At 57.7% G+C, this 24,066-nt stretch carries 17 protein-coding genes; 9 read left to right on the top strand and 8 right to left on the bottom strand.

From position 1 onward, the window contains the following. Positions 1 to 90: 90 nt before the first annotated feature. The gene (locus tag ET34_RS0109320; RefSeq protein ID WP_031521450.1) at positions 91 to 1,173 is read left to right on the top strand and encodes a YncE family protein; all 1,083 of its coding nucleotides are present in this window, start codon (positions 91 to 93) and stop codon (positions 1,171 to 1,173) included. 148 nt (positions 1,174 to 1,321) lie between these two features. On the opposite strand, the gene proP is transcribed toward ET34_RS0109320, so the two are convergent. Further along, positions 1,322 to 2,827 carry a glycine betaine/L-proline transporter ProP gene (gene proP / locus ET34_RS0109315; protein WP_031521449.1) on the bottom strand — a complete coding sequence of 502 codons (1,506 nt, stop codon included), beginning with the start codon at positions 2,825 to 2,827 and terminating at the stop codon, positions 1,322 to 1,324. A gap of 780 nt (positions 2,828 to 3,607) precedes the next feature. Between proP and kdgT the strand changes: the two genes are divergently transcribed. Beyond that, a complete protein-coding gene (gene kdgT, locus ET34_RS0109310) occupies positions 3,608 to 4,609 on the top strand; it encodes a 2-keto-3-deoxygluconate transporter (protein ID WP_031521447.1) in 1,002 nt (333 codons plus the stop codon). 69 nt (positions 4,610 to 4,678) lie between these two features. Here the strand turns inward: kdgT and ET34_RS0109305 are convergent, their stop codons facing one another. Beyond that, on the bottom strand, positions 4,679 to 5,536 hold the full coding sequence (locus tag ET34_RS0109305; RefSeq protein ID WP_031521446.1) for a diguanylate cyclase regulator RdcB family protein: 858 nt from the start codon (positions 5,534 to 5,536) through the stop codon (positions 4,679 to 4,681). Next, the gene (crfC, locus tag ET34_RS0109300) at positions 5,533 to 7,884 is read right to left on the bottom strand and encodes a clamp-binding protein CrfC (protein WP_031521444.1); all 2,352 of its coding nucleotides are present in this window, start codon (positions 7,882 to 7,884) and stop codon (positions 5,533 to 5,535) included. The genes ET34_RS0109305 and crfC overlap by 4 nt, the downstream gene beginning before the upstream one ends. Before the next feature lie 574 nt (positions 7,885 to 8,458). Here crfC and ET34_RS0109295 point away from each other — a divergent pair. The 3 genes from ET34_RS0109295 (at position 8,459) to phnO (ending at position 11,466) form a co-directional block, all read left to right on the top strand. Further along, positions 8,459 to 8,794, top strand: a complete 336-nt coding sequence (locus ET34_RS0109295; RefSeq protein ID WP_031521442.1) for a zinc ribbon domain-containing protein YjdM — start codon at positions 8,459 to 8,461, stop codon at positions 8,792 to 8,794. Positions 8,795 to 9,372: 578 nt separating this feature from the next. Beyond that, positions 9,373 to 10,917 (top strand): methyl-accepting chemotaxis protein, encoded by a 1,545-nt coding sequence (locus tag ET34_RS0109290; RefSeq protein ID WP_031521441.1) that lies wholly within the window; start codon positions 9,373 to 9,375, stop codon positions 10,915 to 10,917. Positions 10,918 to 11,025: 108 nt separating this feature from the next. Further along, positions 11,026 to 11,466, top strand: a complete 441-nt coding sequence (gene phnO / locus ET34_RS0109285) for an aminoalkylphosphonate N-acetyltransferase (RefSeq protein ID WP_031521439.1) — start codon at positions 11,026 to 11,028, stop codon at positions 11,464 to 11,466. A gap of 58 nt (positions 11,467 to 11,524) precedes the next feature. Here the strand turns inward: phnO and gltP are convergent, their stop codons facing one another. Beyond that, the gene (gene gltP / locus ET34_RS0109280) at positions 11,525 to 12,838 is read right to left on the bottom strand and encodes a glutamate/aspartate:proton symporter GltP (RefSeq protein WP_031521438.1); all 1,314 of its coding nucleotides are present in this window, start codon (positions 12,836 to 12,838) and stop codon (positions 11,525 to 11,527) included. A 428-nt stretch (positions 12,839 to 13,266) separates the two neighbouring features. On the opposite strand from gltP, the gene acs reads away from it, so the two are divergent. The 3 genes from acs (at position 13,267) to actP (ending at position 17,286) form a co-directional block, all read left to right on the top strand. Then, a complete protein-coding gene (gene acs, locus ET34_RS0109275; protein ID WP_031521436.1) occupies positions 13,267 to 15,225 on the top strand; it encodes an acetate--CoA ligase in 1,959 nt (652 codons plus the stop codon). A gap of 103 nt (positions 15,226 to 15,328) precedes the next feature. Next, entirely contained in the window at positions 15,329 to 15,640 is a 312-nt protein-coding gene (locus ET34_RS0109270) for a DUF485 domain-containing protein (RefSeq protein WP_031521434.1), read from the top strand. Further along, positions 15,637 to 17,286, top strand: a complete 1,650-nt coding sequence (gene actP, locus ET34_RS0109265) for a cation/acetate symporter ActP (RefSeq protein WP_031521433.1) — start codon at positions 15,637 to 15,639, stop codon at positions 17,284 to 17,286. The genes ET34_RS0109270 and actP overlap by 4 nt, the downstream gene beginning before the upstream one ends. A 33-nt stretch (positions 17,287 to 17,319) precedes the next feature. Here the strand turns inward: actP and ET34_RS0109260 are convergent, their stop codons facing one another. Genes ET34_RS0109260 through ET34_RS0109250 form a run of 3 tightly spaced genes read right to left on the bottom strand, consistent with a single transcriptional unit; the run spans position 17,320 to position 21,044 of the window. Then, positions 17,320 to 19,446: a polysaccharide biosynthesis tyrosine autokinase gene (locus tag ET34_RS0109260; RefSeq protein WP_031521431.1), complete on the bottom strand. Its 2,127-nt coding sequence runs from the start codon at positions 19,444 to 19,446 to the stop codon at positions 17,320 to 17,322. An 18-nt stretch (positions 19,447 to 19,464) separates the two neighbouring features. Then, on the bottom strand, positions 19,465 to 19,902 hold the full coding sequence (locus ET34_RS0109255; RefSeq protein WP_031521429.1) for an arsenate reductase/protein-tyrosine-phosphatase family protein: 438 nt from the start codon (positions 19,900 to 19,902) through the stop codon (positions 19,465 to 19,467). Beyond that, on the bottom strand, positions 19,902 to 21,044 hold the full coding sequence (locus ET34_RS0109250) for a polysaccharide export protein (protein ID WP_031521428.1): 1,143 nt from the start codon (positions 21,042 to 21,044) through the stop codon (positions 19,902 to 19,904). The genes ET34_RS0109255 and ET34_RS0109250 overlap by 1 nt, the downstream gene beginning before the upstream one ends. Positions 21,045 to 21,431: 387 nt before the next feature. On the opposite strand from ET34_RS0109250, the gene ET34_RS0109245 reads away from it, so the two are divergent. Beyond that, positions 21,432 to 22,325 carry a LysR substrate-binding domain-containing protein gene (locus tag ET34_RS0109245; RefSeq protein ID WP_031521426.1) on the top strand — a complete coding sequence of 298 codons (894 nt, stop codon included), beginning with the start codon at positions 21,432 to 21,434 and terminating at the stop codon, positions 22,323 to 22,325. A gap of 22 nt (positions 22,326 to 22,347) precedes the next feature. On the opposite strand, the gene ET34_RS0109240 is transcribed toward ET34_RS0109245, so the two are convergent. Next, the gene (locus ET34_RS0109240) at positions 22,348 to 23,994 is read right to left on the bottom strand and encodes a Na+/H+ antiporter (RefSeq protein WP_031521424.1); all 1,647 of its coding nucleotides are present in this window, start codon (positions 23,992 to 23,994) and stop codon (positions 22,348 to 22,350) included. Positions 23,995 to 24,066: the final 72 nt, after the last annotated feature.

Genomic DNA, 24,066 nt, shown 5'->3' with positions numbered 1-24,066 from the left:
TTCTTAGAGCATGCGCAGTTAACATGACCTCGCAGCGACGGGTCGAACCCGGATCGTCGCCTTTTACTATGGTTGGCAAGGAGTTCTGGAATGAAGGTAAAAACATCTGCTCTGGCGTTGCTGGTTGCGGTAACGCTCAGCGGTTGTGTGTCACACAGCGCCGAAACCAAATCTGCAACGGCGCCAGAGAAAGCCCCGGCCGCGCAGGCGACGAATCTCCAGCAGCGTGATCTGGCTGACGGCCTGTACGAAATGGCGCTGGCCCCGAAAGGTGACGCGCTTTACGTTGCCAGCGCAGAAGGCTTCAAGGATGTACAGGGCGGGATGGTCTACAAGCTCGATCCGAAAACCCTGAAAACCATCGGCGCGACCCACACCGACCTGAAAAACTTCGGCATGGCCATCAGCCCGGCGGGTGACACGCTGTACGTGACCAACTCGCTGGACGGCGGCGTAAGCGCCATCAATACCGCCGACGGTAAAGTCAAAGCGCGCGTGATGTTTAAAGAGCGCAACAAAGAGGGCTTCCCGTACGGCGCGCGTCAGGTGCTGCTGCTTGATGGCAAGCTCTACATCGGCGGCGTGGCCGATCCGGGCGTCATCTGGGTGGTTGATGCGAAGACCATGAAGCTGACGAAAACCATTCAGAACGCCGGCAAGTGGGTGACCGGTCTGCTCTACTCTGAGCAAACCCAGCGCCTGTACGTGGCGAACGGCGGCGGTGAAGTGCTGGTGGTTAACCCGCGCACCAACCGCATCGAGAAACGCTGGAAGCCGCTGGGCGAGAAAGAAGCCCTGCTGCTGAACTTCGCCGAAGATACGGCCACCGGTCGCCTGTTCGTTACCGACAGCTCGAAAGCGAAAACCACGCTGGTGCTGGATATTCGCACCGGGGACGTGGTCAAACAGCTGCCGGTCGGCGACTCGCTGGCGGTGAAATTCAACGCGAAGCGCCACGAGATCTACATCACCCAGCGTGATGCCGGGAAAGTGCTGAGCCTTGATGCCACCACCTACGCGGTGAAAAACAGCTGGAGCCTGCCGCCGCATCCGAACAGCCTGCTGCTTTCTGACGACGGCCAGACGCTGTTTGTCACCGTGAAGCAGTCCTTCAACAAGGACCACTCCACAAACGGCCCGGACAACATCGTGCGCATCGATCTCAACAAGTAAGCGCACCGGGTTGAACAGGGGAGGCTAACGCCTCCCCTTTTTTTATGCCTGTGGGACGGCGAGGTGGCGAGTGCGCAGCGCACCCCGGCGGAAAAACGGCAAAAAAAAAGAGCAGCCCGCAGGCTGCTCTGGTAGGTCGCGCGACACATTACTCTTTAATGTCCGGGTGCTGCTGCACCAGGCGCGTACGCTTCTCCTGAAGCTCGGCGATTTCGCGGTCGAGATCTTCAATTTTGTTCTCGATGTTGTCGTGATGCTCCTGCAGGATCTCACGCGCTTCCGCCAGGTCAGAGGCAGCAGGCGTTGCGCCTTTCAGCGGCAGGTTAGCCGTCTCTTTCATGGTCACGCCGGTGATGAGACCGATAACCGCAATCACCATCAGATAGTAGGCCGGCATCATCAGGTTACCGCTGCTCTCCACCAGCCAGGCGGCCAGCGTCGGGGTCAGACCGGCAATCAGTACCGAGATGTTAAAGGCGCTTGCCAGCGCGCTGTAGCGGATGTGCGTCGGGAACATCGCCGGCAGCGTGGAAGCCATCACCCCGGTAAAGGAGTTCAGGATCACCGCCAGCAGCAGCAGACCGGCGAAAATCAGCCCCAGCACGTCACTGTTGATCATGATGAACGCCGGGATGGCGAAGATAAGCAGCGCGATACTGCCGATGATCACAAACGGACGGCGGCCAAAACGGTCGCTCAGCAGGCCCATAATCGGCTGTACAAACAGCATACCGATCATGATGGCGATGATAATCAGCACCCCATGATCTTCCGAGTAGTGCAGGTTATGCGACAGGTAGCTCGGCATGTAGGTAAGCAGCATGTAGTAGGTGACGTTAGTTGCAATCACCAGGCCGATACAGGTCAGCAGGCTGCGCCAGTGCTTAGTAGCGATCTCTTTGAACGACACTTTCGGGCCGTGCTGCAGGCCTTCGCGATCGCCCTGCTCCAGCTTATCCACGTGCTGCTGGAACGCCGGGGTCTCTTCAAGTGCGTGACGCAGGTAAAGCCCGATGATACCCAGCGGCAGCGCCAGGAAGAACGGGATACGCCAGCCCCAGTCGAGGAAGTTGTTCTCGCCGACGACTGCGGAAAGCAGCACCACCACGCCCGCACCCAGTACGAAGCCGGCAATAGAGCCGAAGTCGAGCCAGCTACCCATAAAGCCGCGCTTACGGTCCGGGGAGTACTCCGCCACAAAGATGGAGGCACCGGTATATTCACCGCCGACCGAGAAGCCCTGCGCCATCTTACACAGCAGCAGCAGAATGGGTGCCCAGATGCCGATAGAGGCGTAGGACGGTATCAGCCCGATACAGAAGGTACTGACCGACATGATAATAATGGTGATGGACAGTATTTTCTGACGACCGTACTTATCGCCGAGCATACCGAAGAACAGGCCACCCAGCGGGCGGATAAGGAATGGAACGGAGAACGTACCGAGGGCGGCGATCATCTGCACGCTGGGGTCAGCATCCGGGAAGAACACTTTCCCGAGGGCATAGGCTACGAATCCGTATACGCCGAAGTCAAACCACTCCATCGCGTTACCCAGCGAGGCGGCGGTGATGGCTTTGCGGAGTTTGCTATCATCAATGATGGTTACGTCGCCGAGCGTAATCGGCTGAACCTTCTTCCTTCTTAATTTCATTTATTATCCTCTATCAGTCGCTTCATGCTTGCCGGAAAGCCAGAAATAACGATGCGCAAAAGGATCTGGCGCACTGAAGAAATTTTATTTTTTAGGCCTGAGTCGCGGCCATGTCGCTTAACTTCAAGCGTAGCAGGTTTGCAATCTCTGGCTGGTCATATAACGCGCAATGGCGCAGAGGGCGGGGGAATTCTGGGGGTAATAAGGTGCCTTTCTGGCCGGCCGCGCGGTCATTTGACGGTCACTACCCTACCAGCGTTTCAAAAAGTGATCAACTTCACATTATTTTGCAGGAATTTACCCGGCACCGGACAAATATCATTTTCAGGCTAATTGACCCGAATAAATTCGGGGTTTTAACGCCTCGTCTGGTAGAAAGTTCTTATCGTCTTACGAGACGTTTTCCACATTATTAGCGACATCATTATTCACCTGCAAAGCGATTTTCCTCACAGTTAATTACAAGCCTTTTACAATACTTTTTCCTCTTAAAGCACCCCGAGATTATTCATCTCAATTATGTGATCAAGATAACTAAAACAGCGTTTCATTATCATTGAATCAATATTCCAAAGACTTCATGATATTCCCATCAAACAGCATTCAGGAGCGGAAACCTTTCTCACATCCTGTTAACTGAACGCCAGATGCACGCTGCAGGCCTACCGCAACGCCCTCAGCGACACATACAAATAACACTTTGAAAAATATCAATTTTTCATTGCAGGATTCTTTTGTCTTTTACTTGCCGCAATGCCAGGCAGAAAGTGAGGTTCGTGTATGAAAATCAAAGCGACTATGGAGCGTATCCCTGGCGGGATGATGCTTATTCCTCTGTTACTCGGCGCAATGCTCAATACCTTTGCCCCGGAAACCGGAAATTATTTCGGCTCATTCACTAAAGGAATGATTACCGGTACGGTACCGATCCTTGCCGTGTGGTTCTTCTGTATCGGGGCGTCGATTGACCTGCGCGCCACCGGTACGGTACTGCGTAAATCCGGCACCCTGGTGCTGACCAAAATCGCCGTAGCCTGGCTGGTGGCGATGATTGCCGCCTCCTTTATTCCGGACACCGGCATTCAGACCGGCTTCTTCGCCGGACTTTCGGTGCTGGCTATCGTTTCCGCGATGGACATGACCAACGGTGGTCTGTACGCCAGCCTGATGAACCAGTACGGCACGAAAGAAGAGTCCGGGGCGTTCGTTCTGATGTCGCTGGAATCCGGCCCGCTGATGACCATGGTGATCCTGGGTTCTGCCGGCCTCGCGTCCTTCGAACCGCATCACTTTATCGGGGCTGTCCTGCCGTTCCTGATCGGCTTCACACTCGGTAACCTCGACCACGATCTGCGCGCGTTCTTCAGCAAAGCCACGCCAACCCTGATCCCGTTCTTCGGTTTTGCGCTGGGTAACACCATCAACCTGAACGTGATTCTGGACACCGGCCTGCTGGGTATCGTCCTGGGTCTGGCGGTCATCGTTATCACCGGTATCCCGCTGATTCTGGCCGACAAATTCATCGGCGGCGGTAACGGTACGGCGGGTGTTGCGGCCTCTTCTGCCGCCGGCGCGGCGGTTGCTAACCCGGTAATCATCGCTCAGATTAACCCGGCGTTTGAACCGGTTGCCGCTTCCGCTACCGCGCTTGTCGCCGCCAGCGTGATCGTCACCGCGATTCTGGTGCCAATCATCACCGCGCTGTATGCCAAATACATTGGTAAACCTGAGGTCTACCACAAAGAGCAGGTTGTAGAGCCGGAGCGCTCAACGCAGCCGTAACATCCCGGCAGGAAATCCAGTCACGCCCCCGCCCCGCTCATCCGGTGCGGGGGCGTTCTGCTTTTCGCGTCAGCCTTCGCTGAACAGCTCCTCCACCAAGGCATCCACTAACCGGGCGGCGGAACAGAGCCTCGGCATACCCAGCGCCACGCTCTGCCAGGTTTGCGTGACCGAGCGGCTCACCGGGTGGTGCTCCCCGTCGCTCCACGCGCCGAGCCAGCTCAGGGTATCTTTATAATCCATCAGTCCTGCCGAAGACGGTGTCGACAGCCACCGGGAATAGAAGTGGCGGGTGCGAGGGGCGGCGTCCACGCTGGTCGCCAGCAGGCCCGTCGCCCGCTCCCGCAGCATCTCTTTGAGGCGCACGCGCTCATGCGGAGCACTCAGCCGCATCGCATCGCCAAACGGTCCCCAGCGCAGCTCTTCCAGCGCAATATAGCAGCGTCCTGCCGGAGACCAGGCCGCGAACTCTCCGCTGCGCCAGCGATACAGCGTCTTTTCGGCATGAGTCCAGGCCTCCTGCACCATGTCGCGCTGGCGCAGAAAAGCCTCACGCCGCGCCAGCCGCTCGCGACACTGGCGCAGCACGTTGCCCATTGCCAGCTGCATATTGCCGGTCTGATTGCCGCACACCACCGCCAGTCGGGTACTCATATGCAGCAGCGCCAGCTGTCCGGGGGACCAAAGGTGCATCAGCTGCTCCAGCCATGCCAGCCGCAGATCGGCGCGCGTAGCCAGCATGTCCGGCAGCGCCCAGGGCGGTTGCTGGCTGCGGGCAATCATCTCCTGCTGTAACCGCTCGCGAAACGGGTCCAGGTGCGGACAGGCGTGCCGGGTGGTATCCAGGCTGTCGGCCAGATCGGTCATAAACCGGGCGGGCAGGCACGTCAGCACCCGGCCAGGCCCCTCAAGTAACGGGCGGCTCATGGCAGCGGCTCCGCAAACAGCGTCTGAATATCGTCGCGCAACAGCCGCGCATCCTCCTGCAGCCAGGCAATGGATGCAGTGCAGCGCTGAAGCTGGCGCTCAAGCGTCTGAAGCTGTGCTTCGCTCTGCTGCCGCGCCGCGAGACTCTGGCGCAGCGTGGCGTCGATATCGCCCAGCACGCGGGTAAAATCCGCGAAAAAGGTCGTCAGGCCAGCGCCAACCGAACCGTTGATTTGCGTGGTGACGGCATAGTTGAGGCGGTCGCCAAACTGATTGATATGCGCCAGCAGGCTCTGCTTGAGGTTATCGAGATCGATAAAGTAGTGGGTGCGTGTGGCAACCGCATCCTCCCAGCCCCAGTCGCTGCTGTTGAGCCAGCGCGCCATGGTGCCGCGCATTCCGCCCGCCCGGCGCGGTGTGGCAACGGGGATATCCTGCGGGGCAACGGCATTGTGAAACAGCTGCTGCACGTCCAGATGCAACGCCGCCGCCTGAAACGCCGGCAGCACGATACGCGTGCGGAAACCGGCATCCTGTAACCCGTCGGAGACCCGCTGCTGAACCGGTGCCAGCGCGTCGTGCAGAATGCGCGACAGGTTGCCTTCCAGCGCTGGCAGCAATCCTGCCAGTTCACGGCTCAGGCGCTCCTGACCGCGGTGCAGAATGAATTCGCAGGCAGAACGGATGGCCTGCATCATCAGGCGGGCGTCATCCTCATTCTCCATCGTCAGGCGGCTGCTGTAGGGGATAAAATCCCGACGCCGGGCCTGCGGCATCTCCAGCGGGTCGGGCCGCCCGGTCTGCGGCAGCAAGCCTTCGCTGAAGTAAAACTCCACGTCGCGACTCAGGTGCAGCTGCTGATTATTGACGCAGGCGGCTACGGTTTCCAGAGTGCGTACCACCTCCTGATGAACGGCCTCTTCGATACCTTGCTGGCTGTGAGCCAGCATCTGACGATCGCGCTCCAGCCCGGCGATATTGTGCGCCAGCGCCTCGCTGGCCACGTTAAGCCCCTGGCAGCGAAACGCCAGATAGTCGCGGGTGCGCTGTGCATAGTTCAGTAGCTTATGGGAGGCTGAACGCAGCGCGTAGAGCGAGGCGCTGGCGTGAGCGGCATGCAGAATGGTCGTCACAGGCTGCTCGAACAGCGAATCCTCCCACAGCAGATCGGCGGCCTGACGCAGCGCAGCGCTGTCGGCCAGATCCGCATTACGCCAGCGCCGTCCCAGCGCCGCCTCGGCAAAGTCCTGTACCCAGCGCTGCTCGGCGGGATCGGGCAAGCGGCCGCGCTGCGCTAATTCGTCCCGCGCCCGGTTCGCCAGATAGCCCCACATCGAGGAGACCGGGAAAATGTGCTCCGGCTGGATATCGCCTTTCATCAGGGTGCCGGAGATCAGCGCCCGGACCTGATCTTCATCATCGCTGTTGCGATCCTTTTGATCGAACTTATTCACCAGCGCATACAGCGGCACCCCATTGCCAACGGCGGAAATAGCGCGACGCACCTCTTCATCCGAGACCGACTTGAGCTGGGTGTAATCCATCACCGCCAGCACCGCCGAGGCCCGCGCCAGCTGCTCGCTCAGCATCTGCTGCAGATGCGGCTGCCCCGCCTCGTTCGGCCCCGGCGTATCCAGCAGCGTCAGCTGCCCGTGCCCTTGTGCCAGCCCGGCCAGATGAATAAATTCCACTTCGATAAAAGGAACATGCTCAATGGCAGCGTAAGCGCTGAAGGGGAACGCCACGCCGAGCACTTTCGACAGCCGCACCAGGTCATTAAGGCTTTTCAGACAGTGAAAGATCGGCTGCGAGCCGAGATAGTGTTTTTCGAAATGGGTGCCCTGCTCAATGCGCTCGAGCAGCGCGGCCATATCCCGATCGAGCTCGACGTGCTGGGCCAGCAGATCGCGGGAAAAGTGTTGCAGCTGCTGCTGCAGTTCACCCATCAGCGCTTCGATAGGCGCGACGTGGGGAAAATGCAGCACCGGCTGTTTCTGGCCGGGTGTGTGGCGGATCAACGTCGGCAGCGCGGTCATCGGCCGGTTGCGATTGGGCAGCACCTCTTTACCAACAATGGCATTGATCGTGGTTGATTTCCCGGCTTTCATGGTGCCGACGATAGCCAGCACCATCTCCTGACGGGTAATTTTTCGCAGCTCGTTTTGCAGCGTCTCCTGCTGATCCTCTATGCCTTGCTGACTGAAATGCAGCGGCAGCACGGAAGCCCCGGAGGAGTCCTGATGCAGAGCGGCGAACGGCACGTTTTGCAGCGCCTGAAGATGTTGTAATGCCAGCTGCAGGAGACGCTCGGCCTCCTGATTAAGTTCAAAAACTGTCTGTGTGTGCATGAAAAAATCTTTCCTTAACACAAATTATCTGGCTTTTATTAGAGTCTTATAGTTTTAATAATGAGATAACAGCTTTTATAATTACGTGAGGAAAACATATAACTGATAACTGCCCGCTTGCGTGTTATTGCGCATAACGTGTCGGAGCAGAAGTGTGGCACAGAATTATCAGGGGAAATAATCCCTGATACGCAAGGCCTCATCATTGTCATGATTCAGGAAAAAGAAAAACGCACGCAATTATACTAAATTGCGCCGGAGATCGATAAGCATTTATCCGCAGGCAAATTACATGAGCGCCTGGCAGAAGAAAAGAAAAAAAGAGTCATTAAAGGGTAATAAGGTTAACAGTAGCATTTATCCGGAATAAAAGCCGATATATGCCTCGCACTCCTGCATTTAATCTCAGGAATCATCATCTTCTCAGGATCGCCCCGCGTGACCGGCCCGCGGCAAAATAGTCCCTTTTTTTGCATGGATTTGCTGTACAATAGCGTTCTTTTGCGGCGCATGTGCATTTCAACGGGTGAGATGACTGTTTTGCGTAGCGTATTCATTTAGCGAGGTTTTTAACATGGAACTGCCCCACTGCCCGAACTGTAACGGTGAGTACACCTACGAGGATAACGGCATGTATATCTGCCCTGAGTGCGCCCACGAATGGCAGGATGCACCGGCAGAAACCGGCAGCGATGCGCTTGTCGTCAGGGATGCAAACGGTAATCTGCTGGCCGATGGCGACAGCGTTACCGTAGTAAAAGATTTAAAAGTCAAAGGTAGCTCTTCCATGCTGAAAATCGGCACAAAAGTGAAGAATATCCGCCTTGTAGAGGGCGATCATAACATTGACTGCAAAATTGATGGTTTTGGCCCGATGAAACTCAAATCCGAGTTCGTGAAAAAGAACTGAGTCAGGCCAGCACCCTTGTATCCGTGCCCCACTGCGTACTGCGCAGGGGGCATTTTTTATTTTACCGTTCAGCGCATGCCGCATTATTTACGCCTGCGCCTGCGGCGTGTTGCCTGCCGTTCACGCTGCGCATTCCATTGGCTGCTGCGGTGCGCTTCATCCTGCACCCTTTCCGCCTGCGGGCCGGGCAAACGTGACGTCAGCGCAGTGAGCTTATATTTATATTTCTCACTGGCGATAAATAAACTGTGAATTAACAGAAGGCGTGCGCAGATTTAATTTCGAATATAGAGTGTTAAATTATTAAATGAAAAGGCTGGGTTTTTTATTTTATCTGTGGTTAACTATTAGCCTCGCAACGCCCTTCAGTAAATCATCTTTAAAATCAACGATATAAAGCACACCTAAACTCATATTAAGCACTACTTAAATTAGCCACTGCCAATTTATTGCGCATATCTCGCTCATCTTTCCAAAAAACGATCGGCATCACTATTTAGCGTTAAAGCAAATTTACTTTCAGCCGAAACTTATATCGGGCCTTCTTCGGCAATTCCTATTTTTCAGGCAGGTAAAAAATGCGCAGCGCTTCTTATGTAACCGATACAGAATATATTCTTGAAGATAATGCGACATTGATGTCCACCACGGATACCCAAAGTTATATTACCTACACCAATGACAGCTTCATTGCCGCGAGCGGTTTTACCAACGATGAACTCATCAACCATCCGCACAATCTGGTGCGCCACCCGGATATGCCGCGTCAGGTGTTTGCCGATATGTGGGCCACTTTGAAACAGGGTGAACCCTGGACCGGCCTGGTAAAGAACCGACGCAAAAACGGCGACTATTACTGGGTTCGCGCCAATGCCGTGCCTATTGTGCGCAATAACCAGACCATCGGTTACATGTCGATTCGCACTAAAGCCAGCGCCCGGGAAACCGCCGAGGCTCAGCGCCTCTACGACGCCATGAACAACAACACCCTGAAGGGGTACGTCTTTCACCGTGGCCTGCTGGTGCGCAAGGGGTTCGGGCGCGTCTTCAGCCTGCTGAAAACCATGCCGCTACGCTGGCGGGTGCGCACGCCGCTGCTGCTGATCCAGCCGCTGATGGCGCTGCTGTTGTGGTGGATGGCGCTGCCGCTGGCCCAGGCCGCGACATTATTCGGCGTTACCGCCCTGCTGAGCCTGCTGGCCGACCTGTGGCTGGAGTGGCAGGTCTCCCGCCCGGTGGAACGCCTGTGCAAACAGGCGCTGAACGTAGCCACCGGCGCCAGCCACAGCGTGGAGCATCTCCAGCGAGCTGATGAGATTGGCATTACGCTGCGCGCCATCAGTCAGTCCGGGCTGATGTTCCGCTGGCTGGTAAACGACGTCAGCAGCCAGGTGGTGAACGTGCGCAACGGCAGCGAGGCGCTGGCGCAGGGGAATGACGATCTTAACGAGCGTACCCGCCAGACCGCGGCCAACGTGCAGCAGACGCTGGAAACCATGACCCATCTCGCAGGCAGCGTGCAGGACAACACCAACACCGCCAGCGAAGCGGATAAGCTGTCCAAAGCGGCCAGCTCGGCGGCCATCAACGGTGGCGCGGCGATGGAAACGGTGATCGCGACGATGACGCAGATTGCCAGCAGCACGCGGGAGATCGGCAGCATTACCTCACTCATCGACAGCATCGCCTTCCAGACCAATATCCTGGCGCTCAATGCGGCGGTGGAAGCGGCGCGCGCCGGGGAACAGGGTAAAGGTTTCGCCGTGGTGGCCGGAGAGGTACGCAGCCTCGCCAGCCGCAGCGCCACCGCCGCCAGCGATATTCGCCGTCTGATTGAGGCCAGCGAAGGCAAAGTGGAGTCCGGCGCAGTGCACGTCCAGGAAGCCGGCCGTACCATGGGCGATATCGTGCAGCAGGTGAAAAACGTCACCCAGCTGATCGGCCAGATCAGCGCCGCTACGGTACACCAGGCCCAGGGGCTGAGCGAGCTGACCCGCGCGGTAGACGAACTGGACGACATCACCCAGCAGAATGCGGAGCTGGTGCTTGCCGGAACGAAAACGTCCGCCACGGTGAAGCAGCAGGCTACGCGTCTGGTGGATGCGGTGGCCGTGTTCCGCTAGAGATTAGGGGGAGATTCGGACAGCAGGCAATCCGCATCCTCCCCCGCTCTGCTACAGTCAGAAATCAGGTTTAGCGTAAGGCTACGACTATTTGACGAAGGAGGAACCATGCCCGACTGTGATTTACGCCTCGCCACTCTCGACGATGCCGATACGGTTTACGCCCTGATCTGCGACCTCAAAGAGCAGGAGCTCGATCGCCAGGCGTTCAATATCGGCTATGCCGCCAATCTTCAGGATCACAATCGTCGCTATCTGCTGGCGTTTCTGAATGACCATCCGGCGGGGCTGCTTGGGCTGCACATGCAGTTTCACCTGCACCACGTGAACTGGATCGGCGAGATTCAGGAGCTGGTGGTTACGCCATCAGCCCGCGGGCAAGGCGTAGGTAAACAGCTGCTGGCATGGGCGCAGGAGCAGGCGCGCGAAGCGGGTGCTGAGCTGACGGAGTTGTCTACCGGTGTGGCGCGTAAAGAGGCGCACCGTTTTTATGAACGTGAAGGCTATCAGCAGACCCATTTCCGTTTTACCCGGCCGCTACAGCTATAAAGGAAGGCGTCTGAAAAGGCGCACCGCCTGCGCAATGGCAGACGGTGCGTAAGGCGGGTTAGTTTCCGGCGGTTTTATCAAACTTGCCGAACAGCTCGCGTTCGTAAGCCTGGGCTTTTTCCGCGTCGAACTTGTTCTCCCACTTGGCGATCACCAGTACCGCCAGCGCGTTACCTACCACGTTCAAAGCGGTACGTGCCATATCAAGGATGCGGTCGACACCGGCGATAAACGCCAGACCTTCCAGCGGAATTCCGACACTGCCCAGCGTCGCCAGCAGCACCACGAAGGAGACGCCCGGCACGCCGGCGATGCCCTTTGAGGTGACCATCAGCGTCAGCACCAGAATGATCTCCTGGCTCAGCGACAGTTCAATGCCGTAGAGCTGGGCGATGAAGATCGCCGCGATGCTCTGGTAGAGCGTGGAGCCGTCGAGGTTAAACGAGTAGCCGGTCGGCACCACGAAGCTGGTGATGGCCGGTGGCGCACCGTAGGCTTCCATCTTCTGAATAATACGCGGCAGCACGCTCTCGGAGCTGGCGGTGGAGTAGGCCAGGATCAGCTCGTCTTTCAGGATGCGGATCAGCGTCATCACGCGCAGTTTGCACATGCGAGCCACGGCACCCAGCACCACCAGCGCAAAGAACAGGATCGCCACGTACACCAGAATCACCAGCTTGGCGAGCGGCCACAGCGAGGCGAAACCGAAGTTAGCCACGGTCACGGAAATCAGCGCAAACACCCCGACCGGCGCATAGCGCATGATCATGTGGGTCACTTTGAACATGGTTTCGGACACGGAGCGGAACACCGTGACCAGCGGTTCACGCTGGGCGGACGGCAGCGACGACAGTCCGAGACCGAACAGCACCGAGAAGAAGATAATCGGCAGCATGTCGCCCTTCGCCATCGAGGCGAAAATGTTGGTCGGCACCAGCGAGAGAATGGTTCCCATCAAACCGTGGGCGTGGCTCTGCACTTCTTCCGTGGTGTGCTGGTATTTCGAAATATCCACGCTCGCCAGCTGGGACATATCAATCCCGCTGCCTGGCTGAAACACATTCGCCAGCGTAATGCCCAGCACAATGGCAACCGTCGTGATCACTTCGAAATAGATAATGGTTTTTGCGCCGATACGCCCGAGCTGCTTAGCGTCACCAACGCCGGCAATGCCCACCACCAGGGTAGAAATAACAATTGGCACCACGATCATTTTGATCAGGTGAATAAAAATATCGCCGGCAGGCGACAGCAGATTTGTTACCAGCCATTCGCGGCTGTCGGTCTGGTAATGCAGAAAGCTCCCCAGGAGGATACCCAGCACCAGGGCCAGCAAAATCTGCCAGGCCAGGCTGACTTTCATATTCTTCATAAACGCAATTTCCTGAATCAAATCGTCACGCCCCCGTGCCCTGCGTGTCCGCAGAGGAACGACACTTTCTGAATGGGGGAGTAACCAGGCTATGTTATGTGGGATTTTTAATGCGCGTAATCAGTACCATTTGCACGGCATGCTGCGCAACCCTTTAAGAACAGGGCATTTCACTGATTTTTTATTTTAAAACGCGAGTTTATATCCATGTCGTGCCATAACTAATTGTTATGATTTGTGTTTATTTTGCGTTTCCCTCAATAATTCCCGCTGATAACTATTTCTCTTCAAAGATTCAGTTGCTGAATTTTCATACGATTCAGACATAGCGTGATCTGTCGCGCAAATAGTAAACAAAGCTCGTGGCACCTTCCGCAATTAACGTTTACGTGACATATCATTAACATCTTACAAGGAGAAAAATAGCCATGAGCCAAATCCGCAAACACCCTATTCCCGCAAATATTGCGGAACACTGCCTAATCTCTCCGGAGCAATACGCGGCGAAATACCAGCATTCAATTGACGATCCTGACGCATTCTGGGGGGAAGAAGGAAAGATCCTCGACTGGATTAAGCCCTACAGTCAGGTGAAAAACACCTCCTTCGCCCCCGGTAACGTCTCGATTAAATGGTATGAAGACGGCACGCTGAATCTGGCGGCAAACTGCATCGATCGCCATCTGCATGACCACGGCGATCGCGTTGCCATCATCTGGGAGGGCGACGACGCCAGCCAGAGCAAAAACATCACCTACCGTGAACTGCACCGGGACGTCTGCCGCTTCGCCAACACCCTGACCGACCTTGGCATCAAAAAGGGCGATGTGGTCGCCATCTATATGCCGATGGTGCCGGAAGCCGCCGTGGCAATGCTGGCCTGCGCCCGCATTGGCGCGGTGCACTCGGTGATTTTCGGCGGCTTTTCGCCGGAAGCCGTCGCCGGGCGCATCATCGACTCCAGCTCGCGCCTGGTGATCACCGCCGATGAAGGCGTGCGCGCCGGACGCAGCATCCCGCTGAAAAAGAACGTGGACGATGCGCTGAAAAACCCGAACGTCACCACCGTGGAACACGTGGTGGTGTTCAGACGCACCGGGGGCGATATCGCCTGGCAGGAAGGACGCGATCTGTGGTGGCATGAGCTTAATGAGAAAGCCAACAGCCACCACCAGCCGGTTGAGGTAAATGCCGAAGATCCGCTGTTCATCCTCTATACCTCTGGCTCCACCGGTAAACCGAAAGGGGTGCTGCATACCACCGGCGGTTATCTGGTGTATGCCGCTACCACCTTCAAATACGTCTTCGACTACCATCCGGGCGACATCTACTGGTGTACCGCCGATGTGGGCTGGGTCACCGGCCACAGCTATCTGCTGTACGGCCCGCTGGCCTGCGGGGCCACCACCCTGATGTTCGAGGGCGTACCGAACTGGCCAACCCCGGCGCGTATGGCTCAGGTGGTGGACAAGCATAAGGTCAACATTCTCTATACCGCCCCGACGGCAATTCGCGCCCTGATGGCGGAAGGCGATAAGGCTATCGAAGGCACCGACCGCACGTCGCTGCGCATTCTTGGGTCCGTGGGCGAACCGATTAACCCGGAAGCCTGGGAGTGGTACTGGAAGAAAATCGGGAACGAGAGCTGCCCGGTGATGGATACCTGGTGGCAGACCGAAACCGGCGGCTTCATGATCACCCCGATGCCGGGTGCTACCGAGCTGAAAGCCGGCTCGGCGACGCGTCCGTTCTTTGGTGTGCAGCCGGCGCTGGTGGATAACGAAGGTCATCCGCAGGAAGGAGCCACCGAGGGCAATCTGGTGATCACCGACTCCTGGCCGGGCCAGGCGCGCACCCTGTTTGGCGATCACGAGCGCTTCGAGCAGACCTACTTCTCCACCTTTAAAAACATGTACTTCAGCGGCGACGGCGCGCGCCGCGATGAAGATGGCTACTACTGGATCACCGGGCGCGTGGATGACGTGCTGAACGTCTCCGGTCACCGTCTCGGCACCGCCGAGATTGAATCGGCCCTGGTATCGCATCCGAAAATTGCCGAAGCGGCGGTGGTGGGTATTCCACATAACATCAAAGGCCAGGCGATCTACGCCTACGTGACGCTCAATCACGGTGAGGAGCCGACACCGGAGCTGTATGCCGAAGTGCGTAACTGGGTACGTAAAGAGATTGGCCCGCTGGCGACGCCGGACGTGCTGCACTGGACCGACTCCCTGCCGAAAACCCGCTCCGGGAAGATCATGCGCCGCATCCTGCGCAAAATCGCCGCCGGGGATACCAGTAACTTTGGTGATACCTCGACGCTGGCCGATCCTGGCGTGGTAGAGAAACTGCTTGAGGAGAAGCAGAGCATCGCCATGCCGTCGTAACACCGTTTTCCTCCCCCACTTCGGGGGAGCGTATCCTCACCCTAACCCTCTCCCAGCCGGAGAGGGAATAATAAAAACCTGTCTCACCTCTGGAGATGCTGTGATGAATGACCCCATTTATCAGCGGATAGAACAAAGTGCGCATTTTAAGGAGTTAGTGCATAAGCGGCAGCGCTTCGCGACCATCCTGTCGCTGATCGTGCTGGTTATCTATATCTGCTTCATTATGCTCATCGCCTTCGCGCCGGGCTGGCTCGGCACGCCGCTGCATGCCGGCACCAGCGTTACGCGCGGCATACCCATCGGCGTCGGCGTGATCCTGATTTCATTCATCCTTACCGGCGTCTATGTCTGGCGCGCCAACGGTGAGTTCGATCGGCTGAATAACGCGGTGATCCGCGAGGTGAAATCATGAAACGACTTCTGACGGCGCTTGCCGCCATGCTGCCTTTCGCCTCGCACGCCGCCGATGCCCTGACCGGCGTGGTGGAGCGCCAGCCCACGAACTGGCAGGCGATTGGCATGTTTGTGGTGTTCGTGGCCTTCACGCTGGGTATCACGTACTGGGCGTCGAAACGAACCCGCACCCGCAGCGACTATTACACCGCCGGGGGCAACATCACCGGTTTCCAGAACGGCCTGGCAATCGCCGGGGATTACATGTCCGCCGCGTCTTTCCTCGGCATCTCGGCGCTGGTATTCACCTCCGGCTACGACGGGCTGATCTACTCCCTCGGCTTCCTGGTAGGCTGGCCGATTATTCTGTTCCTGATTGCGGAACGCCTGCGTAATCTCGGGCGCTACACCTTCGCCGACGTGGCGTCGTACCGCCTGAAGCAGAAACCGATCCGTATGCTGTCGGCCTGTGGCTCGCTGGTGGTAGTGGCGCTCTATCTCATCGCCCAGATGGTGGGTGCCGGGAAGCTCATCGAGCTGCTGTTCGGCCTCAACTACCACATCGCGGTGGTGCTGGTCGGCGTGCTGATGGTGATGTACGTCCTGTTCGGCGGCATGCTGGCGACCACCTGGGTGCAGATCATCAAAGCGGTGCTGCTGCTGTTCGGGGCCAGCTTTATGGCGTTTATGGTAATGAAGCACGTCGGCTTCAGCTTCAGCAACCTGTTCAGCGAGGCGATGGCGGTGCACCCGAAAGGCGCAGCGATCATGAGTCCGGGCGGGCTGGTGAAGGACCCGATTTCGGCCCTGTCGCTGGGTCTTGGCCTGATGTTCGGTACCGCCGGGCTGCCGCATATTCTGATGCGCTTCTTTACCGTGTCCGATGCGCGTGAAGCGCGCAAAAGCGTGTTCTATGCGACCGGCTTTATGGGCTACTTCTACATCCTGACCTTTATTATCGGCTTTGGCGCCATCATGCTGGTCGGCGCGAACCCGGCATTTAAGGATGCGGCGGGCGCGCTTATCGGCGGCAACAACATGGCGGCGGTCCATCTGGCGAATGCCGTCGGCGGCAATCTGTTCCTCGGCTTCATTTCCGCCGTGGCCTTCGCGACGATTCTGGCGGTGGTGGCGGGTCTGACGCTGGCGGGCGCATCGGCGGTATCGCACGATCTCTACGCCAATGTGTTCCGCCGCGGCGCCAGCGAGCGCGACGAGCTGCGGGTATCGAAGATCACCGTACTGGTGCTGGGCGTGATTGCTATTCTGCTGGGCATTCTGTTCGAGAATCAGAACATCGCCTTTATGGTGGGACTGGCCTTCTCGATTGCGGCGAGCTGCAACTTCCCGATCATTCTGCTCTCCATGTACTGGTCGAAGCTGACCACGCGCGGCGCAATGATTGGCGGCTGGCTGGGGCTGCTGACGGCGGTGATCCTGATGGTGCTTGGCCCGACAATCTGGGTGCAGATCCTCGGCCATGCCGCACCGGTGTTCCCGTATGAGTACCCGGCGCTGTTCTCGATTGCGGTGGCGTTTATCGGTATCTGGGTGTTCTCCATTACCGATAACAGCGCGGAAGGCCTGCGCGAGCGCGAGCAGTTCCGTGCGCAGTTTATTCGTTCCCAGACCGGGATCGGCATTGAGCAGGGCCGCGCCCACTAAGTGACACTCCCGGCCTTCCCCGGCCGGGAATTTTTACTCCGCCTGCGTGCTACCGTACTGGAAGGTTTCGTAACGGTAGCCGTAGTGCGTATCCGGCTCGATACCGTTCAGCACCGCACCAAACAGCGGTACGCCGTTACCTTCAAACCGCTTCACCGCCAGCGCAAACTCCTGCTGCGACTCCTTGTTGTAACCCGCCACCAGAAGAACGCGTCCGGCCTGTTTGCCGAGGATCACCGCATCGGTAATCGGCAGCACCGGCGGCGTATCGATAATCACGTAGTCAAACTGGCTACTGGCCCAGCGCAGACCGTCAGCCAGCGCGCTGTGCATCAATAGCTCGGAGGAGCGATTCACGTACTGCCCGCACGGCAGCACCTTCATGCCTGGCTCCGGACCGTCGCGCAGCGCATCCTGAAACGATGCGCGGCCATTCAATACCTCAGACAGCCCCGGTTTGTGCGGGCAGGACAGCAGATGATGCTGGGTGCCGCAGCGCAGGTCGGCGTCGATCAGCAACACGCGCTTGTTCGCCTGAGCGAGTACAACGGCCAGATTGCTGGCGACAAAGGATTTACCCACGCCGGTGGTGGCGCTGGATACCGCAATAACCGCGTCCGTTTTTCGCGCCAGGCCAAGGGTAATGCTGGTTCGCAAATTACGAATCGCTTCGACAGAAACATCGGTCGAATTCTCTTTCGCCAGCAGCGTGCGCGAACGCACCTGTATCTTGCGGGAGATTTTTTGATTTTGCTGTTTCAGCCATTTGCTCACCGGCACCATCGCCAGCACCTCTATACCGCTCTCTTCGATATCGGCGGCAGAGCGTATCCCGTTGCGCATCGCCTTTTTAAACAGCACCCAGCCGCAGGACGCCATCAGCCCGAGCAGCATGCCCATAATGCACAGCAGCGATTTCTTCGGTGCCACAGGACGCGTTTCCGCCACCGCCGGGTCAACGATGCGCGCATTATTTACCGTGCTGGCCTTCATGATCTGCAGCTCCTGACGCCGGGTCAGCATCTGGGTGTAGATCTCCTGGTTGGTCTGCACGTCGCGGGTCAGCTTCAGGATCTCCTGCTGCTTGCGCGGCATGGTGGAGATGTTGCGGTTGAGCTGCGAGAGCTGCTTCTTCAGCACCGCCTCTTTTTCCGCCAGCGACCGCGACATCGGGTGGCCGGGCGTGTAGAGCTTGGACATCTCTGCGCGTCTGAATATCACCTCGTTGAGCTGGGTCTGCAGCGCAGAGGTGGTATCCAGCGCCGTTTTCGCCTCCAGCGACATATCCACCGATTCATTGCTCTGTTGAAAATCACGCAGGCTGGCAATGGCATCGTTCAGGCGTTTTTCGATATCCGGCAGCAGATCGTCAACAAATTGTAGCCGTTTGGTGGTCTCTTCCGCCTTGCGCGCCAGCCCCTGCTCCAGGTAATAGCGCCCGATTGCATTGAGCGTGCGCGCGATCTGCACTTTATCTTTGCCGGTCAGCTGCACCGACAGCAGGCCGCTCTCTTTACCGACGTCGCTGATTTTGAGCTGCTTCAGCAGGCTCTCTACCACATCCAGCTCGTAGAGGTGGGTGATGGTGTATTCGCTGTCTGGCTCGGCATTGATATGCGTTACCAGCAGGCTTAACTCTCCTTTACGCAGCGGCTGGTTGACCCGCCCGGTCAGGGTCTCGCCCTCTGGCAGCGTCAGCTGATAACGCTCCGGCCCGATCACCCGTAGCGTCAGCGGCACGTTGATATACTCCGCCGGCACTGCAAACGCCCCCACCGTTAGCGCGGAGCGCGCGCCGTCGCGGCCAGAAAACAGCCGCGCCAGAAAACCGCTGGGTTTGACGTCTGTCAGCATGCCCAGCGACTCACTCACTTTTCCGAGCACCATACGCGACTGCAGCAGGCCGATCTCGGTTGCCGAGTGCTGGCTGTCGCCCACCATGTTGTCGGTGATACGGTCCAGCAGATTCTGGCTTGAGGTTTCATCCACCTGAATCAGCATATTCGCCCGGTACATCGGCGAGGCGCAGAATGCATACACCGTAAACAGCAGAATGCTCGTCAGGGTGATCGCGGCGATCTGTATTTTGTGGCGCAGCAGTTCAGCGATAAGCTCAAGCAGATCGATATCGGGTTTATCGGTGCGGTTATCAGATTGCATAGTGGGTCTCACTCCCCGTCAGGGGCAAAAAATCTCTTTCCATGTGAAGGCGGCGTCCTCAATGCGCTGAAAAATGGTGATATTGAATTCCCGGCTTTTTTTGTACGGATCGGCGATCTCGCGATCTCCCGCCAGCCATTGGCCAAAGAGCTTAATTTTTCCGCACAGCGTGGGATCGGCTCGCAGAAGGCGCTGGCGCATGCTGCTCTCCATCACCAGCAGTAAATCGTAGTGTGCGGCCTGCGCCAGAGAGAACAGCGTGGCCCGGTGGCCGCTCAGGTCCAGCCCCTGTTCCGCGGCAAGAGACTGCATAACGTCATCCGCTGGCGCACCGGTGACGGCTTCCAGCCCGGCGGAGGAGACGTTCAGCGCCGGCACAGCCTGCTTCAGCAGCAGCGCCGCCACGGGCGAGCGGCACAGGTTGCCGATGCAGATAACCTGAACGGAACGAATCATCACCATTGCCTGATATAACGCGTAGTTTCGGTCATGTCGTGTATGCCGCTGATGGTTGGAATGAGCTGGCTGATGACGCGGTTCCAGCGCGAGACCGGTGCGGTGGTCACATAAACGATGTCGTAGGGCTGAAGCTGAAAGGCGGTACCCAGCACCAGCGCACTGGCATCAGACACATCAAGCTGATAGAGCGTGGCGAGCTTGTCCCCAGGAGGGGTACTGCCCGCGGTGCTGCGGATCACGAAGACCCCGGTGGCGTCGGCGGCATTCTGGTTGATGCCTTCGGCCTGGGTCAGCGCCTCGGTGAGCGTCATGCCGCTGCTGTCCATTTTCAGCGTGGTTTGCTTATTCACCTCGCCCATAACAAACACTTTCTGATCGTCGTTGCGCGGCACATAGAGAATGTCGCCATCTTCCATCAGGCGGTTCTGGGTCAGGTCGCCGGCTTTCAGCAACGCCTGCAGCGATATCACTTCCTTTTTACCGTCGTGGGTATAGACCGCGTGGCGCCAGTCGGCGTTCTCCAGCAGACCACCGGCCTGATTGATGGCGTCAATGATAGTCAGCGGTACGTTGGTAACCGGCTGTGGGCCGGAGTTTTTCACTTCCCCGGTCACGTAGGCTTTTTTCGAGCGAAACGCGGCAACGCTGACGTCCACCTGCGGTTCTTCAATCCACGGTGCCAGCCGCTGGGTTAAGGCTTCGCGCACCTGCGCAATGGTTTTGCCCGCAACCTGCACTTTTCCGGCGTAGGGATAAAAAATAGCACCGTCCGGCTGCACCCAGTTGCCGGTGTCACTCGCGCTGCGGTACTGCCCCGCCGGCGTGGTCAGTTCCGGGTGATCCCAGACGGTGACCATCAGTACGTCACCCGAGCCGATCTGGTATTCGTAATGAGAAACCTGTTCATTGAGCGCCGTATTCTGACGCGCAATGGGTGATGCGACTGCCAGCGTCGAAATCAGCTGCGGGGTAATGGGTGCCAGCGTGACGGCGCTACTGATATCGCTGCCCGCCTTATTTTTCTGCGCTTCGCTATTTTTATTATGCAGAGAAATATCGCTGCCCGGTATCAGGGTGCAGCCCTGAAGAAGGAACGCAGAAAGCATTATCGCCAGATAATGTTTGGAATTCATTGCCATGATATTTAAATGTCTCGCGCCAGGCGCGGTAGAGGTAGATGCCAGAAACAAAGGCGGTGAAATTAATTAATTCGTCACAGGAAAGCAATGTATAAAACGCGAACAGCAATAAATTAAGAATCGACAAAAACAATCTAATTCATCGCCGTAATATCCTGCGAAAATTCGCAAAATCATCCTTTTTCATTATTAACAATGTTATCAGCCAGTTATTCTCTAAGGCGCTATACAACACGGCTATTACCCGGTAATTACAGATTATTATTCTTAACTCTGATGAATTTTTAAGAATGAACTCAACTATTCATAAAAATTGATAGCGAGCGCAAAGTCATCCAAAGCAGTTATGAATTAAAATAATAGTTTCTCACCAGCCAGGTCGGGCATATGGATATCAAAACGCTGCGTTATTTCGTTGAGGTCGTCCGTCGCCAGAGCTATACCCAGGCGGCTAATGCGCTTTATGTGACGCAGCCGACCATCAGTAAAATGCTGCGTAACCTGGAAGAGGAAGTTGGTTCGACGCTGCTTATTCGCGAGGGGCGCAAGCTGCTGCTCACCCATACCGGACAGGTGCTGTACGACCACGCGGAAACCATTTTAGCGGAGCTGCGCGAGCTGGAAACCGCCCTGGAAGATATTAATCAGATGAATGCCGGAACCCTGCAGCTGGGGGTTTCCAGCCTGCCGGGCGTGCAGATTGCCGGGCCGGTCAGTCTCTACCGCCAGCGCTATCCTGGCATCAGGGTCAACATTATCGAGTATGACGATGCCGCGGCGCAGCAGGCGGTGCTGAACGGCACTCTGGATGCCGCCCTCACGTTTCAGCCGGTGGACGAGCAGCACGGCTTTGCCAGTCTGCCGCTGTTCAGCTACCCGCTGTGCGCGGTAGTGCCACGCTCCGGCCCCTGGCCTTCCGTGCATTCAGTTGATCTGCATACCCTCTCCCGTTACCCGCTGCTGCTCAGCAGCGATACGTTTGCTCCCAGCCAGCAGCTGCTGACGGCGTTTACCCGTCTGGGGCTGACACCGACGGTGGCGGTACGCAGCAGTCAGTGGGAGTTTCTGGCGCAGATGGTGCAGGCGGGGATGGGAATAGCGGTGATGCCGGAGCCGGTATGTCAGAAGCTGGATGCCTCAACGCTACTCTGGCTGCCGCTGGACAGCCCGCTACGCTGGCGGCTGTCGCTGTTCTGGCGCGACGGCGTATGGCTGTCGAACAGCACGCGGGCATGGATTGCCTGCTGCCGCGAATTCTGGCCGGCGGCAGAGGCGGAGTGACGCATCACCCCGCCCCGTCGCGTTACTTGTGTTCGATCAGTAGCGCTTCCAGCAGGTCGAGATCGTGCAGCATTTTCTGCAGCGTCTCGTTGCTGATTTGCTGGGTCGCGCGCAGGTGATACAGCTCGGCACGCTCGGAACGCAGTGCCGTCAGGCGGAAGCGGCGCTCCAGGCTCTCTTCCAGCTCTGAGTTTTCCACATCGTTGCGCCCGTCAGCGCGGCGACGCAGATTACCGATGACCCGCGAACTCACCTCTTTGAGCAGCTGATTATCGATGTTCTCGTTCACGTCTGCGGCCAGCCGCTGCTCCATTTTTTCGATAGCGACAATCGCCACGTCGGCGGTGACGGATTTTGCCATTCGCTCCTCTTTACGCGCCTTGCCGTGGTCAGTGACCTCGACGTCCTTCAGCAGGAACGGCAGCATGATCACGCCCACAAACAGCGACAACAGGATGACGCCCGCGGCGAGGAATACCAGTTCATAGCGCGCCGGGAACGGCTCGCCGGACGGCAGCAGCAGCGGAATGGAGAGCACACCCGCGAGGGTAATCGCCCCGCGCACCCCGGCGAAGGAGGAGATCAGCAGCTCGCGCGTGGTCCACGCGCCAAACTCCATCGGTTTCTTTTTCAGGAAGCGCACGCTAAAGCGCTTCATCACCCACAGCCACAGGAAACGCACGCCGATCAGCGCGCCGTAGATCAGCAGCACGTCGGTGAACAGCATCCACATTTCCACGTTCGGATCGGCTTCAGCGGCGCTGAGCGACGTTTCCATAATGCCCGGCAGCTGCAGCCCCAGCATCAGGAACACCATGCCGTTAAACACGAACTCCAGCATTGCCCAGACGCTGTTGGCACGCAGGCGCATCGCCAGCGGCGCGCTGCGCATCACCCCGGAACGGGTGATAGTCATCCCGGCGGCAACCGCCGCCAGAATGCCGGACACACCAATGTGTTCGGCAATCAGGTAGGAAGCGAACGGCAGCAGAAACAGCAGCACGATCTGGGTTGCGGGCTCGTCGCCGCCCCAGCGGCTCAGCAGACGCAGCGAACGTCCGTACAGCCAACTGACGGCGATACCGGCCAGCAGACCGCCGATGGCGACTTTGGCAAACTCCAGCGTCGCACCGCCAACGGTAAACACCATGGTGCCCATCGCCACGGCCACGGCAAACTTAAGCGCCACCAGGCCAGAAGCGTCGTTCATCAGCGCCTCGCCCTGCAAAATGCCCATGATTTTCTTCGGAATGCGCCCTTCGCCAACAATGCCGGACAGCGCCACGGCATCGGTCGGTGACAGCACTGCGGCCAGCGCAAACGCGGGGATCAGCGGAATGCCCGGCACCAGCCAGTAAATCAGGAAGCCAATCCCGACGACGGTAACCAGCACCAGCGCCAGCGCAAGGCCAATAATCTCCCGCCCGTGGTCGAGAAACTCACGCGTCGGCGTCTTCCAGCCGTCAGCGAACAGCAGTGGCGGAATAAACAGCACCAGAAACAGTTCAGGATTGAAGTCCACGTGCAGCCCGAAGGTGGGCCAGGCGAGAATGGCACCGATACCGATTTGCATCAGCGGCAGTGGGATCTGGAAGGGCAGCATACGCGTTGCGACCCCGGAGAGAGAGACCACGAGGGTCATGATCAAAATAGTAAAGAAGATTTCCATGCGTTCCCTGAATGTCTGTTTTCTTAAAACACTTAACCTGTCACACATAATGATAAGACATCAGGGTGAACA

It is taken from the genome of Siccibacter colletis, from assembly GCF_000696575.1.
In the GTDB taxonomy this organism is placed as follows: Bacteria; Pseudomonadota; Gammaproteobacteria; order Enterobacterales; family Enterobacteriaceae; genus Siccibacter; species Siccibacter colletis.
This window is presented reverse-complemented; position numbering and strand designations above follow the sequence as displayed.